This window comes from Janthinobacterium sp. LM6, from assembly GCF_002002885.1.
Classification (GTDB): domain Bacteria; phylum Pseudomonadota; class Gammaproteobacteria; order Burkholderiales; family Burkholderiaceae_D; genus Janthinobacterium; species Janthinobacterium kumbetense.
In genome coordinates this window covers 3,811,160-3,828,406 of the sequence record NZ_CP019510.1, presented here as the reverse complement: position 1 = coordinate 3,828,406, position 17,247 = coordinate 3,811,160, and the positions used below count along the sequence as shown (strand labels likewise).

Below are 17,247 nucleotides of genomic sequence, written 5' to 3'. Positions count from 1 at the left end.
CGAGGGTGACGCGTAGGGGATTCAGGCTTGCTGGCGCCAGGCGTGGCTGTCCAGGGCGTCGAGGAAGCGGGCCGCTGGCCAGTCCTGCGCCAGCGCTTCGCGCATGAGCTGCTGCTGCGTGGGCGGCGCCATGCCGTCGATGGGCTGGTCGCGGTCCAGGTTGCTGGGAAATGCATAGCCTTCGGCGCAGGCGGCAATCGCGTGAAAAGTCCCATTGGCGGACAGGGTTCCCTCTGCCCGCAAGGCTTGCAGGGCCGGATACAGGGCGGCGCTCATGGCGCGGCGATCCAGCGTTTCCATGGCGCGCCCGAACGGCGACGACACTTGCAGCAGGTTGGCCATGCGGCGGATGTCGGAAGAACGGTTATGCCCGGCCGCGTGGAACAGGGCGGGATTGAAGAACACGGCGTCGCCTTTCGACAGCGGCAGCTGCACGCAATGCTGCGCGAAGTAATCGCGGAATGGCCGCTGCTGCCAGGCGAGAAAACCGGGTCGGTAGCGCTGCGAATAAGGCAGGTACAGGGTAGGGCCGGATTCCAGCGGCATGTCGCAATGGGCGACGGCACCCTGCAGGGTCAGGAGGGCCGACATCTGGTGCACGGGCGCGGGATAGGCGGCGCAGGCGGCGGTGCTCTGGAAGCCCAGGTGATAGTCGCGGTGCGGCGCCTGCGCGGCCCCGCCGGGATTGACGACGTTCACTTGCGCCGTCATCTGGTAGGCGGGCCCCAGCCACGCCTCGGCAATCCACGCGAAGACGGGATTGGCGTAGTAGCGCGCGAACGTTTCGGGCGCGCGCAGGCAAAGCTTTTGCTGGGCGTTCCAGATGCGGTCATTCGCGCCCGGCCTGGCGAAATGGTCGCCTGCCGTCTGGCCGCTGGCATGCTGCCCGGCGATCAGGTCGCGGAACACGCGATTTACCTGTTCCAGCGTCTCCGTGTCGGTGACGGCCCGTTTGAGCACGACGACGCCGGGGCCGTCTATCAGCGCCTTGCCCCATTCGGCCTGCAGCGCGCGCAGGGACGCCGGATTGGCGGCCAGTTCGCGCACCGCATCGCAGTCGTAAACGAGAATATTTTCCTGCACCGCGGCGGCGTGGGGATAGTCGGCCAGCGCCGTGCGGCAGCTGACGGTGCCGATGAAGTCTTGCAGGTCGCAGCTTTCCGGCGTCAGCCAATACGGAGAGGGCGGCGCGGCGCCGGCGTTGGTGGTGTGCATGCGGTGTCTCCTGATTATTTAAGTTGTAGAATCAGTATAGGGATGAAAATCCGCATTTTTCATCAGAAAATCCATCAAAAAACCATCAAATCAAAAATGGAGAGCACGTGACGCATCCTTTCCCCGTCAAGGTCGTGGCGCTGCAGGCCGGCGTCAGCGTGGCCACGGTCGACCGCGTGATCAAGCAGCGCGGCGGCGTGCACGCCAATACGGTGCGCCGCGTGATGCAGGCGCTCGACGAGCTGGCGCGGCAAAGCACGCAGGTGGGCCTGTCCGGCAGAAAATTCATGCTCGATGTGCTGATGGTGGCGCCGCGCCGCTTTACGGATGCCGTGCGCGCAGCGCTGGAGGCGGAACTGCCGTCGCTGCATCCGGCCGTGCTGCGTTCGCGCTTTCACCTGCATGAAACCCTGGAGGTGGACGGCATCGTCGATCTGCTGGAGCGCATCCGCAAGAACGGCAGCCACGGCGTGCTGCTCAAGGCGCCGGACTTGCCGCCAGTGGCCGAGGCGGTGAACCGGCTGGCGGCGGCCGGCATCCCCGTGGTGACCCTGGTGACGGACTTGCCGGCTTCCGCGCGCCGCAGCTATGTGGGCATGGATAACCGGGCGGCGGGCGAGACGGCCGCTTACCTGGTCGGCCGGTGGCTCGGCAGCCGGAAGCAGCAGGTGCTGGTGACCCTGAGCAGCAACCGCTTTCATGGCGAGGAAGAGCGCGAGATCGGCTTTCGCCGCGCGCTGCGCGAACGGCATCGGCACTTGAGCGTCGTCGAAGTGAGCGAAGGCCACGGCATCGACGGTGCCACGGGCGCGCTGGTGCGGCAAGCGCTGGCCGACCATCCGGCCATCGCCGCCGTGTATTCGATCGGCGGCGGCAATGCCGCCATCGTGCAGGCGTTCGCCAAAGCGGGCCGGCCTTGCCAGGTCTTCATCGGCCATGACCTCGACGCGGACAACCTGGCGCTGCTCCAGTCGGGCGCCATCCACGCCGTGCTGCACCATGACCTGGGCCAGGACATGCGCCGCGCCTGCCAGGAAATCCTGCGGGCGCAGGGCGCGCTGCCGGCATTGGCGCAGCCGGCCTGTCTGTCCGCCATCCAGATCGTCACGCCGTGGAACCTGCCTGCCCTGAATGGCCTGAATTGACAGGCATGCGAGGCTGGCCGATACTCGCCGCTTCGCTCATCGCTCACCTTTGAAGGAATTCCCCGATGTCCGTCATCCCGAAATTGCATCAGACCGTGCTCGCCGCCTTGCTCTCCACAGCGTTTGCCATGCCGGCCATGGCCGCCGCCCCCGCAGCTGGCGCCACCCCGTCGGCCTGGGTCGAGGCCAGCAACCGCAACGCGGCCATCGTGCTGGCGGCGCAGGCGCAGTTCTCGCCTGAAAACGCTTCCGACACGGGCCTGGCGCAGTACGACGGCCTGGCCGCCGACCTGGGACCGAACATCACCGGGCGCCAGGTGGCGGCCATGCAGCAGGCGCGCGCGCAATTGCAGCAGAAGCTGGAACTGGAACGCGACGAACGCATACGCCAGGACCTGGAAATTCTGATCGGCGCCGTCGACCAGGAAATCGCCGGCACCGAGCTGGAAGCCAGGTACGCCTTGCCGTGGGTCGACGTGCCGCAGATGGTCTTTGGCAGCATGCAAAGCCTGTTGCAGGAACAGCGCCCGGCCGCGCGCCGCGCCAAGGCGCTGGAACGCCTGCAGCGCTATGTCGGGCAATACCCGGGCAGCACGCCGATCACGGCGCAGGCGAAGGCGCGCTTCACGGAGCAAATCGGCAAGCCCGGCCTGGCGGGACCCGTGCGCCTGCAGGTGGCGCAGTCGCTGGAAAACGTGCCCACGTATGTCGCCGGCATCCGCAAGCTGTTCGCCGACATGCAGATCGCGGGTGCGGAAGGCGCGCTGGCGGCCATGGAACAGCAGCTCAATGACTATGCGGCGTGGGAAAAGCAGGTGGTGCTGCCCCTGTCGCGCACGGACTTCCGCATGGCGCCCGAGCTGTATGCGTTTCGCCTGAAGCAGGTGGGCATCGACATCGAGCCGCGCGCGTTGGTCGAACGGGCGCAGGTGGCTTACCTGGAAACGCGCGCCGCCATGCAGGCGCTGGCGCCTGTGGTGGCGGAGAGAATGTCGCTGAAAGGTGTCGACGGCAGCGATTACCGCCAGGTGCTGCGCGCGCTGAAGAGCGATTCCATCCCGAACGCGCAGCTCGAAGCGCATTACAAGGGCGTCAATACGCAGCTCGAGGAACGCATCGCCCGGCAGCGCGTGGTCGATATCCCTGCGCGCGCCATGACCATGCGCCTGGCGTCCGCCGCCGAATCGGCGGCCCAGCCGGCGCCGCATATGCGTCCGCCTCCGCTGATCGGCAATACGGGAGAACACGGCCAGTTCGTCCTCCCCGTCAGCAATCCGGCCGCCAGCGGCAAGGGCGAGGCGTATGACGATTTCAATTTCGCCGGCGCCGCCTGGACGTTGAGCGCGCACGAAGGCCGCCCTGGCCACGAGCTGCAGTTCAGCGCCATGGTGGAGCGGGGCGTGTCGCAGGCGCGCAGCCTGTACGCGTTCAACAGCGTCAACGTGGAAGGCTGGGCGCTGTACGCGGAAGCGGAGATGATTCCCTACGAGCCGGCCGAAGGCCAGTTCATCGCGCTGCAGTTCCGCATGCTGCGCGCGGCGCGCGCCATGCTCGACCCGATGCTGAACCTGGGGCAAGTTACGCGCGAAGAGGCGGGCCGCATCCTGACGGACGAGGTGATGCTGTCGAAAGCGATGGCGCGCCAGGAACTGGACCGCTACACCTTCAATATGCCGGGCCAGGCTGGCAGCTATTTCTATGGCTACACGCGCATCCTGCAGCTGCGCGCGGAAACGGAGCTGGCGCTGGGCGACAGATTCGACCGCCTGGCCTTCAACAACTTCCTGCTGGGCCAGGGCTTGCTGCCGCCGGACTTGCTGGCCAAGGCCGTGCGCGAGCACTTCATCCCCGCACAGAGAAAAGCCAGGGGCTGACGGCGGGCGACTGCGCGCCGTGCCGCATACCTTATACTGGCGCCCTTGAATGAAACCGTGAGAGTGGCAGGCATGTGGCGTGGGATCGTATGTGGTGTGCTGGCCGGCGCCTTTTGGGGCGCCGTTTTCATTGTGCCCGTCTTGCTGCCCGATTTTTCCCCGGTCGAGCTGATGGTGGGCCGCTACATCTGCTATGGCGCGCTGGCGGCCGGCCTGATGCTGCCGCGCCTCTTGCCCCTGCTGCGGCGCTTGCGGCGCAGCGACTGGCTGGCCATGCTGCGCCAGGCGCTGGCCGGCAATGTCGTGTATTACCTGCTGCTGGCCTACGGCGTCAAGCTGGCCGGCGTGGCGCCCACATCCCTGATCATCGGCTTGCTGCCCCTGAGCGTCACCATTCTGGGCCGCAAGGACCACGGCGCGCTGCCGCTGCGCCAACTGGCCTTGCCGCTGCTGGTGGTAGCGCTGGGCATCGCTTGTATCAATCTCGATATTTTCAATCTGGATATCTTCAGCCATGCGGGCGGCGCGGGCGGCGCCGGCCTGGCGCACAAGCTGGCCGGCGTGCTGTGTGCCGTTGGCGCGCTCGCCTGCTGGACCTGGTATGCGCTCGACAATGCCCGTTTCCTCAAGCGCCACGCGCATTTCAGTTCCGTGGAATGGGCCATGCTGTATGGCCTGGCCAGCGGCGTCATCGCCCTGGTCGTTGGCGCCGCGATGCTGGCGCTGCAGCAGGCAGGCGGTGCCGACGACGCGCAGGCGCGCGACTGGCCCCGCTACTGGCTCGTGTGTTTGCTGCTGGCGCTGGGGGCTTCCGTGATCGGCAACTACCTGTGGAACCTGGCGTCGCGCCTGGTGCCGGTCACCTTGTCGGGCCAGTTGATCCTGTCTGAGACCCTGTTCGCGCTGCTGTACGGCTTCGTCTACGCGCAGCGCATGCCGCGCCCCCTGGAATGGGCGGCGATGCTCTTGCTGACGGCGGGCGTGCTGTGGTCCGTGCGGCGGCATGCGCAAGAGGAGGGAGAAGGACGCGAGGCAGGGCGGACGTAGCGAAAAATACATCGTTGCCGGCCTGCCGTTTGCACTGGGCGGGCCGTATAATTACGCTAATTTTCCGCCCACCCAGGGAGTTCCGCTTGCAGCTACCGATCCGTTATCCGAACATGCCGCAACTGCTGCTGAAGGCCCGCGACAGCCTGCTCCAGCATTTCCGCCCCATCCTCAATCACTTCGGCGTGACGGAGCAGCAGTGGCGCATCATGCGCGCGCTGAACGAAAGCCCGACCCTGGAACCGCGCGAGCTGTGCGAGATCTGCCAGATTTCCAGTCCCAGCATGAGCGGCATCCTGGCGCGCATGGAAGAAATCGGCTTGATCGGGCGCAGCAAGTTCGAAGGCGACCAGCGCCGCCGCAAGGTGCACCTGTCGGAAGCGGGCGCCAGCCTGCTGCTGCAGATGGGTAAGCTGATCGACCTGCAATATGAACACCTGGAAGCGGCCTACGGCAAGCAAGTGTTCGAAGACATGCGCCGCACCCTGGAAGCCTTCATTGCCCTCGAAACCCTGCCGGTGGCGCCCGCCATCCTGCGCTGACCGTCCCGCTTTCCCCGTTTTTCCGCCTGCCTGATTACCCACCGGGCGCGTGTTTTTCGACACGCGCCGCCGCTGCTTTCCCCATGCCTGCTCCGCGTATTTCCGCATCCTGCCGGGCTTGTGCCCGCATGCCTGACGGTTTTGCTATAAGACACAAGAAAGTTTTGCTATAAGACTACGCCTTACAGTCAATCACTTACATGTGAGTAAATAAGCGTATAATTTGCTTCACTTGATCCAAATCAAGAAGAAAAGCGGACGCCCCACGCGCTGTATGGGGCCGCAACGCGGCGCCACAGCCGGTATGTCGCCATCACGGTGGCAATGCTGGCCGGGCGTACTATAAAACAGGAAAGTCAGGAAAAAATGAACACTACATGCATGCGCGCTGCGGCGCTGGCCGTCTCCACGCTCATCGGCGCAAACGTTTGCGCCCAAAGCAATGTCAGCATTTATGGCGTGGTCGACGCGGCCATGGCGTACACCAGCAACCAGGGCGGCAATTCGAACACCTACATGCGCAGCGGCAATTTGTCCGCCAGCAAGATCGGCTTCCAGGGCGTGGAAGACCTGGGCGGCGACCTGAAGGCGCTGTTCTTGCTGGAAAACGGCTTTGAAAGCGACACGGGCGCGCAAAGTTCCGCCAGCTCCCTGTTCAACCGCCAGGCTTACGTGGGCTTGCAATCGGCAGCCTACGGTACCGTCACGGCCGGCCGCCAGTACACGCCGTACTACCTGCTGGTGGGTTCGCTGGCGTCGAGCAACGTGTTGACGGGCGCCACCGGCGCCCACCCTGGCGATATCGACGGCCTCGATACGACCGTGCGCATCAGCAATTCCGTCACCTACAGCATGCCGGCCTGGCGCGGCCTGCAGGCCAGCGCGCAGTACGGCTTTGGCGAAGCGGCTGACGGCAATGCCGTGGGCAGCAGCTTCAGCGCCGCTGTCAAGTACAGCGCGTCGCCGGCCGAATTCGCGCTCGGCTACCTGAAACTGAAAAATGGACAGAATGGCGCCGGCTGGAGCGACAAGGCTTCGGGCAGCTTCGGCATTTCCGCCATCAACCAGGGCTACGCGTCGGCTGAAAGCGTGCAATTCATCGCCGCCAGCGCGCGCTACGCCATGGGCAAGTGGATGGTGGGCGCCAACGCCAGCAACGTGCAATACCAGGCGGGCAGCCATTCCACCTTCCGCGACACGGCCATCTTCAACACGGCCGGCCTGATCGCCAGCTACCAGTGGACGCCGCAGTGGTTCCTGAGCGCCGGCTACAGCGACACCTTCGCCAGCCGCGCCAACGGCATCGCCGACCGCGGGCGCTACCGCCAGCTGTCGTTCGAACAGAACTACGCGCTGTCCAAGCGCACGGCCATCTACCTGATCGAAGCGCGCCAGCTGGCGCGCGGCCAGACCCTGGGCCGGGACGGCGCCATCGTCGACGCCGTCGCCTCGGTCGGCGATTCGCAAAACGGCACGCCATCGTCGACCGGCGGCCAGACGGTGGTGATGGTCGGTCTCAAGCATTCTTTCTGAACGGTTGCTGAACTCACGGGAGCTTCAAGTGGACGCTATACACAACAAGGAGGGCCGCGGCCCTCTGAATCCCGGCCGCCGCATGGTGCTGGCCGGCTTGCTGTCGGCTTCGGCCGCGGCGCTGATTCCCTGGGCGCTGGCCGAACCGGTCGCCAATGCGGAGCAGGGCGCCTTCCTCGGCGTGTCGGCCATGCTGGTGGGGCGGCAAGTGCTCGACCCCGTGCTGGCCAGGCGCCTGTATGACGCGCTGGTGGCGCAGGATACGGCCTTCCCGGCGAAGGTGCGCGCGCTGCTGGCCCTGATCAATGCGCAAGGCTTGCAGGCGGCCGGCCTGCAGGAAGCGCTCGACGGGCTCGACCCGGCCCAGTCGCCGCTGGCGGCCTTGCCGCGCCAGATCGCCAGCGCCTGGTACCTGGGCATCGTCGGCACCGGCGAGGCGGCCGTCTGCGTCGCCTACGAGCAGGCGTTGAACGCGGCCGTCGTGGCCGACGTGCTGAAACCTCCCACGTATTCCTACGGCGCCTACGGCAGCTGGGCCAGAAAACCAATTTAAGGAGCCATCATGGCTGAAGAACTCTCTGCCGATTACCTCGTGATCGGTTCCGGCATCATCGGCTCCCTGGCTGCGCGCAAGCTGGCGCTGGCCGGCGCTTCGGTGCTGATCCTGGAAGCGGGGCCGCGCGTGTCGCGCGGCGAAATCGTCGCCCGTTTCCGCAACACGACGCGCCGCAGCGACTGGATGTCGCCGTATCCGTCCGTCGCCACGGCACCGCACCCGATCTACCAGCCGACCGATAACGGCTACCTGGTGCAGGCAGGCCCGTATCCGTACCCGGCCGAATACATCCGCCAGTTCGGCGGCACTTCGTGGCACTGGGCCGCGCAGGCGTGGCGCAACGTGCCGAACGATTTCCGCATCCACACCCTGTACGGCGTGGGCGTGGACTGGCCCATCAGCTACGAAGACCTGGAGCCGTTCTACCAGGAAGCGGAAGAGATCATGGGCGTCTCGGGCGCGGACAACACGGGTTCGCCGCGCAAGCAGCCCTTCCCGATGGATGCCGTGACGGAGCCGTACGCCATGCGCCGCATCCGCGAGCGCCTCGACCCCACCTTCAAGGTCGTCGGCAACACGGTGGCGCGCAACAGCGTCGGCTACGATGGCCGCCCGGCCTGCTGCGGCAACAACAGCTGCCAGCCGATCTGTCCCATCGATGCGCAATACCACGGCGGCATCGCCGCGCAGCAGGCGGAAGACGCGGGCGTGAAGATCGTCTGCAATGCCAACGTCTACAAGCTGGAACACGACGCGCAGGGCCGCATCACGGCCGCGCTGTACTACGACGTCGACAAGAAAAGCCACCGGGTCACGGCCAAGACTTTTATCCTCGCCGCCAACGGCATCGAAAGCCCGCGCTTGCTGCTCGTTTCCGCCTCGGACAAATACCCGAACGGCCTGGCCAACAGCAGCGACATGGTGGGCCGCAACCTGATGGACCATCCGAGCACCTCGATCACCTTCGACGCCGATGAAGACCTGTGGCTGGGCCGTGGCCCGCAAAGCCCCAATTCCATCAACACCATGCGCGACGGCGACTTCCGCAGCGAACACTCGCCGTACCGGCTGGACTTCACGAACATCTCGCGAGTCGATGGCGCGACCAAAGAGTTGATCGGCAAGGGCGTGTTTGGCGAAGAGTTCGAGCAGCAGTTGCGTTTCCGCTCGGCGCGTGAAATGAGCCTGAAAAACGTGCTGGAAGTGCTGCCGAACCCGGAGAATCGCATTGCCCTGAGCAGCGAAAAGGATGCCATGGGCATCCCCAAGCCGCAGGCGCACTATGCGATCGACGACTACACCAAGCGGGGCCACGAGCGTTCGAAGCAGGATTTCGAGCAGATCGCCAGGCTGATGGGCGGCACCAACCTGCGCCACAGCAAGGAAGGCGTGTTCGCCAACAACCAGCACATCTGCGGCACCTTGTCGATGGGTTCCGACCCCGCCAAGGCCGTGTGCGACCAGTGGGGCCGCACCTTCGACCACGCCAACCTGTTCCTGTGCAGCACCGGCGTGCTGCCCACGTCCGGCACCTGCAACTCGACGGAAAACGGCCTGGCCGTGGCGCTGCGCACCGTCAAGCACATCCTCGACCAACAACCGGGAGGAACGGCATGATGGCGGCCTTCAGACTGACGGCGGGCGCCGTCTTGCTGTCCCTCGCCTTGCCCGTGCTGGCGGCCGATGCGGTGCGTCCGGATGCGGCGGCGATCGAACGTGGCCGCTACCTGGCCACGGCCGGCGACTGCATCGCCTGCCATAGCGTGCCTGGCGGCAAACCGATGGCGGGCGGGCTATCCCTGGCGACGCCATTGGGCGCCATTGTCGCCACCAATATCACGCCGTCGAAAACGCACGGCATCGGCAATTACACGCTCAAGCAGTTTTCCGACGCCGTGCGCCATGGCGTGCGCGCCGACGGCGCCAACCTGTACCCGGCCATGCCCTACACGGCCTATGCCAAGGTGACGGACGAGGACACGGCCGCCCTGTATGACTACTTCATGCACGGCGTGGCGGCCGTGGACTCTGCGCCGGCGCAAAAGACGGACTTGCCGTTCCCGTTCAACATCCGCCTGTCGATGGCGGGCTGGAATTGGCTCTTCCTCGACAAGAAACCGTTCGTGGCCGATGCGGCCAAGAGCATGGAGTGGAACCGGGGCGCCTACCTGGCGCAAGGGCTGGCCCACTGCACCACCTGCCATACGCCGCGCAATGCGCTGATGGCCGAGCAGTTGTCGAAGGAACTGGGCGGCGCCGACCTGGGCACCTGGCATGCGCCGAACATCACGTCGGATATCAACAGCGGCGTGGGCGGCTGGAGCCAGCAGGAACTGGTCGATTACCTGCGCACGGGCCGTGCGGCCAACAAGGCGCAGGCAGCGGGACCGATGGCTGAAGCCATCGACCATAGCCTGAAGCACCTGAGCGACGCGGACTTGCACGCCATCGCGCACTACGTCAAGAGCGTGCCGGCCATCCGCGACAAGGCCGACACGCAGCCGGTGACGCAGTGGGGCAAGGCGGGCGACGAGCTGGCCAGCATCCGCGGCGTGCCGCTGCCGCAAAACCTGAACAAGATGTCGGGTGCGCAGTTGTACGATGCGCAGTGCGCCAGCTGCCACCAGGTCAGGGGCGAGGGCAGTTTCGACGGCAGCTTGCCGCCGCTGTTCCACAACTCGGTGACGGGCCGCAGCAACAGCAACAACCTGGTGATGGCCATCCTCGACGGCGTGGAGCGGCAGGATGGCAGGGGTGCCCATGCGAGTCACCTGATGCCTGCGTTCCGCCAGACCCTGTCGGACGAACAGATCGTCACCTTGGGCAATTACGTGCAGAAGATGTACGGCAATCCCGCAATCAAGGTGACGGCGGAGCAGGTGACGACCTTGCGCAACGGCGGCGCGCCATCCAACCTGATCGGTCTGGCCCGCGCGGGCATCATCGTCGGCGTGCTGGTGTTGCTGGCATTGCTGCTGTGGTGGCGGGGACGCCGGCGCAAGCAGGCATAGGCACACAAACCCTGAAGCAGAGGCTGGGGTCAGACCCAAAGGGTCTGACCCCTTTTTTTACGCCGCAAAACCGCCATCGATCTTCAGCCCGGCGCCCGTGACGAACGCCGCTTCCGCACTGGCCAGGTAAGCCACCATGCCGGCGATTTCATCGGCCGTGCCGTGGCGGGGCAGCGCCATCAGGCCGTGCATCAGGTCGGCGAAGTCGCCCGTGGGCGGGTTCATGTCCGTGGCGACGGGGCCCGGTTCCACGTTGTTGATGGTGATGCCGCGCGGGCCCAGGTCGCGCGACAGGCCTTGCGTCAGGCCGCTCAGCGCCGATTTGCTCATGGCGTAGGCGGCCGCGCCGCCGAACGGCATGCGGTGCGCGTTCGTGCTGCCGATGTTGATGATGCGCCCGCCCGTCTGCATGTGCGCCACGGCTGCCTTGATGGCCACGAAGACGGCGCGCACGTTGACGGCCACGGTCTTGTCGAAGTCCGCCAGCGAAAAGTCGTCGATGGCGCCGGGCAGGAATACGCCCGCGTTGTTGACGAGGATATCGACGCGGCCAAATTGCGCCGCCGCCTTGTCGATGGCCGCCGTCAGGGCGCTGGCGTCGGCCGCATCGGCTTGCACGCCCAGGGCCTTGCCGCCGCTTGCCTCCACCGTGGCGGCCAGCGCCTGCGCTTCGGCTGCCGAGCTTTGATACGTGAAGACGACGTTGGCGCCCTGGCTGGCCAGGCGCCGGACGATGGCGGCGCCGATGCCGCGCGAGCCGCCCGTCACAAACGCGATCTTGTCTTGCAGCGGCAGGGAGGTGCTGGTGGTGGCTTGGGTTTGCATGATGTGCTTTCTAAGTGAGGAATCGAGGAGTTCAGTATCTGCCTTTCATTCCTGCCGCGCTAGCCATGAATCGCTACAATCACTTTCAACCATTGGTATCAGCTGAGCGGGTAGAATAGGCGCATGGACGCCCTCAATCACTTGCAATCGTTTGTGCTGTCTGCCGAGCTGGGCAGCTTTTCCGCCGCCGCGCGCCGCCTGGGGCTGACGCCGGCGGCCGTCAGCAAGAACGTGGCGCGCCTGGAGGCGAGCCTGGGATTGCGGCTGTTCCAGCGCAGCACGCGGCGCCTGACCCTGACGGAAGGGGGCGAGCGTTTCCTGCAGCAAATAGGCGGCGCCTTGTCCACCCTGCGCGAAGCGATCGCCGGCGTGGCGGAAGAAGGCGGCCAGCCGGCCGGCATCCTGAAAATCAGCATGGCGCCGTCGTTCGGGCGCAGCTACGTGGTGCCCCTGCTGGGCGACTTCATCGCCCGCCACCCGGGCGTGGTGCCCGACTGCCATTTCGACAACCGGCAAGTGGACCTGATCGGCGAAGGCTTCGATGTCGCCATCGGCGGCGGCATCGAGCTGACGCCGGGCGTGGTGGCGCGCGAGCTGGGCCACGCCCACATCGTCGCCACGGCGTCGCCCGCCTTCATGCGGGGCAAGGCCATGCCCAGGCATCCGTCGGACCTGGCGCAATTCGACGGCGTGGCGCGCCGCTCGGCCGGCAGCGGCAGGCTGCGCAGCTGGATATTGCGCGACGGCTCGGGCGGCGAAGGCGTGGCCGAATGCCGGCCGCGCGCCATCTTCGACGACCCGGAAGCGATGGCGCAGGCGGCCATCCTGGGCGTCGGCGTGGCGCTGCTGCCCATGCCGCACGCGCTGGCCCACTTGCGCAGCGGCGCGCTGGTCCGCCTGCTGCCCGGCTGGCACGCCGATTCCGGCCCTTTGTCCGTGTACTATCCCAGCAAGAAGCTCTTGCCCGCGAAGACGCGCGTGTTCGTCGATTTTCTGCTGGAGCAATTCCGCCAGCGCGATTTCGCCGCACAGATGCGGCCCGATTAATGCATGGCGATGGCCCTTGCCGCCAGTGCAGCCTGGGCCAGCCGCCGCATTGTTGTAAATATACTTTCTTTTCAAAAATAACATGACATGGCGGGTGGCAGCGACACGATCTGTCGCTATGCTTGTGTAAGATAAAAACATTCTGAAAAGAAAGTTTTTGTCTGTGTCGTCCATTCCTGACAGACCCCATCCACGAATCGCCGCATGTGCTGGCCGCGCAACGACGGGCATGGGATCGACACCGCCTGGAGCACAGTTATTTAAACCGTTGTTGATAGAAAGTCCTTACGATGCATTCTCCCGAAATTTTGCTGCAAGATTTGAACGCCGCCTTACGCGAATTGCATGGCGCCAGTCAGGTGATTGACGACGAGCGCCTGCGCACCGACATGCCGCTGATCATGCGCCGCCTGTTGCTTGCCGAAGTGCTGGGCACGACGTCGATCCTGGCGATCGGCGGCTCGCAAGGGGCGGGAAAAACGACGCTGTTGCGCTCGCTGTATGCGCTGGACGGCGAGTCGGCGCAATGGCTGCAGCCCAACGAAGGCCGGGGCGAGAAGCTGCCCGTGCTGGTGCTGGAAGATGCGTCGCACACCGAAGTGCAGGGCGCGCTGCGCTGCCTGCGCAAGCAGGACGAGCAATACGTGCTGGTGGAGGACGATGTCGATGTCGCCGCCTTCCAGAAAGCCGTATGCGACCCGGAAATGGATGTGCTGCTGCCCGTGCTGAAGGTGCCGCAGCGCTATTTCAACCGGGCGAACCAGGCCTGGCTGCTGCTGCCTGGCTACGAGACGCAGGACCGCGAGAATAAATCATGGCAGGAACTGATGCGCCAGGCCCTGGTCGGGGCGGTGGGTTGCATCGTCGTCACGGACGAGACGCGCATGGCCAACCAGCAGCAGGTCGACATCGTCACCGACATGCTGCAAGGCGAATTGGGCGGCGCGCAAACCCTGGTGGTGATCAGTAAAACGGAGGCCGCGCGCGGCAAGCCGGAGCGCCTGCAGGCGTTGCGCGATACGGCGGCCCATGTGTTCAAGGTGCCAGCCGCCTTGGCCGGGACAAGAATCATCTGCGTCGGCGCGGATGACCAGGACTACCGCCAAGACTGGCTGCCAGCCTTGACCAAGGCGATCCAGGACCTGTCCTGCTCGGGCGGCGGCGACCGCAAGGCGCAACTGAACCGTCTGGCGGGTGTGCTGAGCCGTGACCTGACCTCGGTCCTGGGACTGGTGCACACCAAAACCAAGCTGCTTTTTCATGAACGCGAGAGCGGCAATGACGGCTTGCAGGCAGTGCGCAGTTACCTGGAGGCCTTCGACGACGCCAGGGATGGCCTGCGCGAGGAGTATCTGGAAGGCATTGACAGCCTGCTGCAAGCGCATCTGGGGGCCGCCTGGAAGACGCTCGAAGGCAGCTTGATCAGCGATCACGAGGGTGTCGTCAACCAAATCAAGGACTTCGCCAGGACCGCCACGCAAAGCCACCAGCACATAGCGCAGAGCGTCAGCGCATCGTGGGGCGAGCAGGCCGACGTGCTGGAAAAGCACACCGTCATGATCGGCGGGCTGACGCAGAAGAAGCTGCGCGGTGAGCAGGGCCCGCAGGTTCTGGCCATCGCGCAGGGAAGCGACGCGACACCGATGCAAAAACTGGGCTATGTCGACGCAAAGCAGGAAGCGATTGCCTGGCAGCGTCCGGACGAGGAAGACCAGCAAAATCTGCGGGTGATCTTGGGCGTGAAGGGAGTGCCGGAAGGGCAGGCCAAGGGGGTGACCAAGGAAGTCGTCAGCGCGGTCAAGCTCTTGCCGGCCCTGACGCTGGAATATGCGCGCCTGGCCAGCATGATGCCCGCGCTGGTGGGCCTGACGCCGGAATTGACGGCGGCAAAAGAGTCCGATCAAGCCGACATGATGAAAAAGGCGGTGCAGCAATTGGGCGACGGCGTGACCTTGGGCAAGACGGTCTTGCGCAGCATTGCCACCGTCTTTGCCGTCGATGTCCTCAGCGATGGCGATGTCGACGTGATTCCAGCCCTGATGAGCATGTTCAATCCGGCGTCCGCCGCGGCCGCGGGGGCCGGTACCGGTACCGGCGGGACGGCGGCGGCCGGTGCCGCCATCGGCGGCGTTGGCGCCGCCGTGGTCGGCGCGGTGGCGGTGGGGTATCTGGCGTATTCCGCCATGCAAGCCACGCGCATCCATGACGAGAAGGCACGGCTCGTGTCGCAATCGATGTTGCAGAGCATTCAAGAACACCATCACAAGCATTTCATCCACCATTTCAATCAGATGATGGGCCAGATGCGGGGCCGGCTGGAACAGTCGTTGCGCACGCGTTACCGACTGGATGAAACTCTGATGGAAAAAGACCGCCTGGCGAAGGCCATGGCCGATGTGCGCTCGCTGCAGCGTGACCTGCTGTATCAACTGGGGCGGTCCGGGCATACGATGGCGCTGTTCCAAGTGGATCAGGCCGCGTGAGCCGGGGCAGCATGGCGCCGGAGCAAGCGTCCGGCGTGCGCGCAGCATGGGCACGGCATGACCAGGAACGGCTGGACTGGGCCTTCCGGGCGTATGCGCGCTTTGCCGAATCGCTGAGTCCTGAAATCCGCGACCGCCTGGCCAGCAAGGATCAGCAGGCGGAAGCCTACGTGGTCGTTTTCGGCAAGACCCAGGTCGGCAAAACCACCTTGCTGCTGGAGTTGATGGGAGTGCTGGCGACGCAGATGCCGCGCGTGGCGCGGGTTTTGCGGGGTGGGCGGGCGGCCGGGCAATCGGCCACCGCCACCACGATGGAATACCGCCGTTCGCCGGACCAGCGCTGGGGACTGAAAGTCAATGACACGGCCACCGGGTGGTACGACGATGACCTGGCCATGGAAGCGGAACTTGGCCGGCTGCGCACGGCGATGGAAATGCGCCAACTGGTCGCGCATGCGCCGTGCGTCGTGTTCGTGCCGCAGGAATGCTTCGATGCGCATGTTGCGCAGTCGGGCGTGCGCATGCTCGATCTTCCCGGCGACAAACCGGCAAACGCGGCAGAGCAGGAACATGTGCATGCGATGGCGCGCAAATATGTGCCGCTGGCCGACCTGATCCTGCTGGTGGGACGCGGTGATGACCTGTCGTTCCTGCAGGGGGGCGGCCTGACGCTGCCGGGCATCGAGGACTGGCAAAGCGCCCCGCGGCGTTTTCGGATTGTCACCACCTACTCCTTCACGGCGCAGTCGGTGCGCAACATGGTGCGCGAGCATGCAGGCGAGGCCGAAGTGCCGCTGTACCGGCGGCGCCTGGTCGAACAGATTGAACGCTCGATACCGCTGAGTGACGATGTCAAGCGCGCGGCTAACTTTTTCCCGCTCGAGTTCGGACAGTCGTGGCTCGATGCCCGCGAAGCCGAACCCCTCCTGTATGCGCGGGTACAGCCGATGATGCTGACACTCAAGCAGCAGTTGCTGAGCGATATACAGGCGTCGACCACGCCATTGGCGCGTCTGCGCGTTGCCGTCGATGCGCATGTGGTGATTGCCAGGGTGAAGGAAAAACGCCAGGAAGTGCTGCGTGGCGAGAGCGATGCGCTGCAGGCGGCGTTGCGGCGGGCGCAGGACGAACAACAACAGGCGCAACTTGCGGCAGAGAATATCGGCGAACAATGCGCCAGCCTGGCGCAGGCGCAGCAAGCATTGACGGACGAGGTTTTGTCGAAAGACATCGCGCGGCATTTTGTTTTTGCCGCGACGGCGCCTGGCGATCCATACGAAAGCGTCGACGGCTTCAAGGCCGTGATCCGGCGCGCGAAGTCATCCCTGCGGCAGGCATTGCTGGCCAGTCATCCAGACACGGCACGGATGTCAGGCACGCAGCTGTTTTGGCGCCGTGTGGCGTTGAAGGATGGCGTCAGCGGCAGCGACGACATACTGGACGCTGCGTTCAGCAGTTTACTCTCCACCCTCGATGCGTACTGGGTGGACAAATACTGGAGCACCGGCGAGGGCAGCGACTATGCCAGGGATCTCAGGACCTTCAGGCGCTGTATCGACGAAGCCCAGGCAGAGCTCAAGGCGCTTGCCCGCAAACGCTGGCTGGCCGCCGCTCACGTCTGGCGGGAAGGCTTGCTGGAGGAGCTGGAGGAACAACGCTACAAACGCGACGACTTTCAACGGCTTGCCGACGCTGGCATCGCGCCGATCAGGCTGCTGGAGGAGAAACTGGCGCAGCATACGCAGGCGCGCGAGCTGTTTGAGCAGCGGATGGAAAACGACCTGGTGGAGAGCCGCCGCTTTGCGGCGTTGCTCGACGCGGAATATGTCGCTGAGCTGGAACAGCGGCGGCAGGCGATCTGCACCGCCGGCAACCGCGTTACCGCCTTTCTGGGTTTGTTGGCTGCCGTGCGGCTTGCGGACGTACGCAAGCAAGTCCTGTTGCACATCGAACCCGCTGCCATTTAATT

The 17,247-nt window shown here is 65.3% G+C and carries 13 protein-coding genes; 11 read left to right on the top strand and 2 right to left on the bottom strand.

Features of this window, described 5'->3' with window-relative positions; translation table 11 throughout:
• Positions 1-21: 21 nt before the first annotated feature.
• On the bottom strand, positions 22-1,215 hold the full coding sequence (locus tag BZG29_RS16815; RefSeq protein WP_077405205.1) for a phytanoyl-CoA dioxygenase family protein: 1,194 nt from the start codon (positions 1,213-1,215) through the stop codon (positions 22-24).
• Positions 1,216-1,322: 107 nt separating this feature from the next.
• Between BZG29_RS16815 and BZG29_RS16810 the strand changes: the two genes are divergently transcribed.
• From BZG29_RS16810 to BZG29_RS16775, 8 genes are all read left to right on the top strand, one after another.
• A complete protein-coding gene (locus BZG29_RS16810) occupies positions 1,323-2,360 on the top strand; it encodes a LacI family DNA-binding transcriptional regulator (RefSeq protein WP_077405202.1) in 1,038 nt (345 codons plus the stop codon).
• 65 nt (positions 2,361-2,425) lie between these two features.
• Positions 2,426-4,234 carry a DUF885 domain-containing protein gene (locus BZG29_RS16805; protein ID WP_077405199.1) on the top strand — a complete coding sequence of 603 codons (1,809 nt, stop codon included), beginning with the start codon at positions 2,426-2,428 and terminating at the stop codon, positions 4,232-4,234.
• Between the two features lie 72 nt (positions 4,235-4,306).
• Entirely contained in the window at positions 4,307-5,281 is a 975-nt protein-coding gene (locus tag BZG29_RS16800) for a DMT family transporter (protein WP_077405196.1), read from the top strand.
• A gap of 86 nt (positions 5,282-5,367) precedes the next feature.
• Positions 5,368-5,823, top strand: coding sequence for a homoprotocatechuate degradation operon regulator HpaR (gene hpaR / locus BZG29_RS16795; protein ID WP_251348489.1), 456 nt, complete (start codon positions 5,368-5,370; stop codon positions 5,821-5,823).
• Between the two features lie 366 nt (positions 5,824-6,189).
• Complete coding sequence (locus BZG29_RS16790) at positions 6,190-7,356, top strand: porin (RefSeq protein ID WP_077405190.1); 1,167 nt, start codon at positions 6,190-6,192, stop codon at positions 7,354-7,356.
• 28 nt (positions 7,357-7,384) lie between these two features.
• On the top strand, positions 7,385-7,909 hold the full coding sequence (locus BZG29_RS16785; RefSeq protein WP_253192612.1) for a sorbitol dehydrogenase family protein: 525 nt from the start codon (positions 7,385-7,387) through the stop codon (positions 7,907-7,909).
• 9 nt (positions 7,910-7,918) lie between these two features.
• Positions 7,919-9,529, top strand: coding sequence for a GMC family oxidoreductase (locus BZG29_RS16780; RefSeq protein WP_077405183.1), 1,611 nt, complete (start codon positions 7,919-7,921; stop codon positions 9,527-9,529).
• Positions 9,526-10,923: a cytochrome c gene (locus BZG29_RS16775; protein ID WP_150130954.1), complete on the top strand. Its 1,398-nt coding sequence runs from the start codon at positions 9,526-9,528 to the stop codon at positions 10,921-10,923. Before BZG29_RS16780 ends, BZG29_RS16775 begins: the two co-directional genes overlap by 4 nt.
• Positions 10,924-10,980: 57 nt before the next feature.
• Here BZG29_RS16775 and BZG29_RS16770 read toward each other — a convergent pair whose 3' ends face one another.
• Complete coding sequence (locus BZG29_RS16770; protein ID WP_077405177.1) at positions 10,981-11,748, bottom strand: SDR family oxidoreductase; 768 nt, start codon at positions 11,746-11,748, stop codon at positions 10,981-10,983.
• 123 nt (positions 11,749-11,871) lie between these two features.
• Here BZG29_RS16770 and BZG29_RS16765 point away from each other — a divergent pair, with 123 nt between their 5' ends.
• The 3 genes from BZG29_RS16765 (at position 11,872) to BZG29_RS27830 (ending at position 17,245) form a co-directional block, all read left to right on the top strand.
• Positions 11,872-12,795, top strand: coding sequence for a LysR family transcriptional regulator (locus tag BZG29_RS16765; RefSeq protein WP_077405174.1), 924 nt, complete (start codon positions 11,872-11,874; stop codon positions 12,793-12,795).
• Between the two features lie 290 nt (positions 12,796-13,085).
• Entirely contained in the window at positions 13,086-15,278 is a 2,193-nt protein-coding gene (locus BZG29_RS16760; protein ID WP_077405171.1) for a hypothetical protein, read from the top strand.
• Positions 15,279-15,289: 11 nt separating this feature from the next.
• Positions 15,290-17,245: a hypothetical protein gene (locus BZG29_RS27830; protein ID WP_150130953.1), complete on the top strand. Its 1,956-nt coding sequence runs from the start codon at positions 15,290-15,292 to the stop codon at positions 17,243-17,245.
• Positions 17,246-17,247 lie beyond the last annotated feature (2 nt).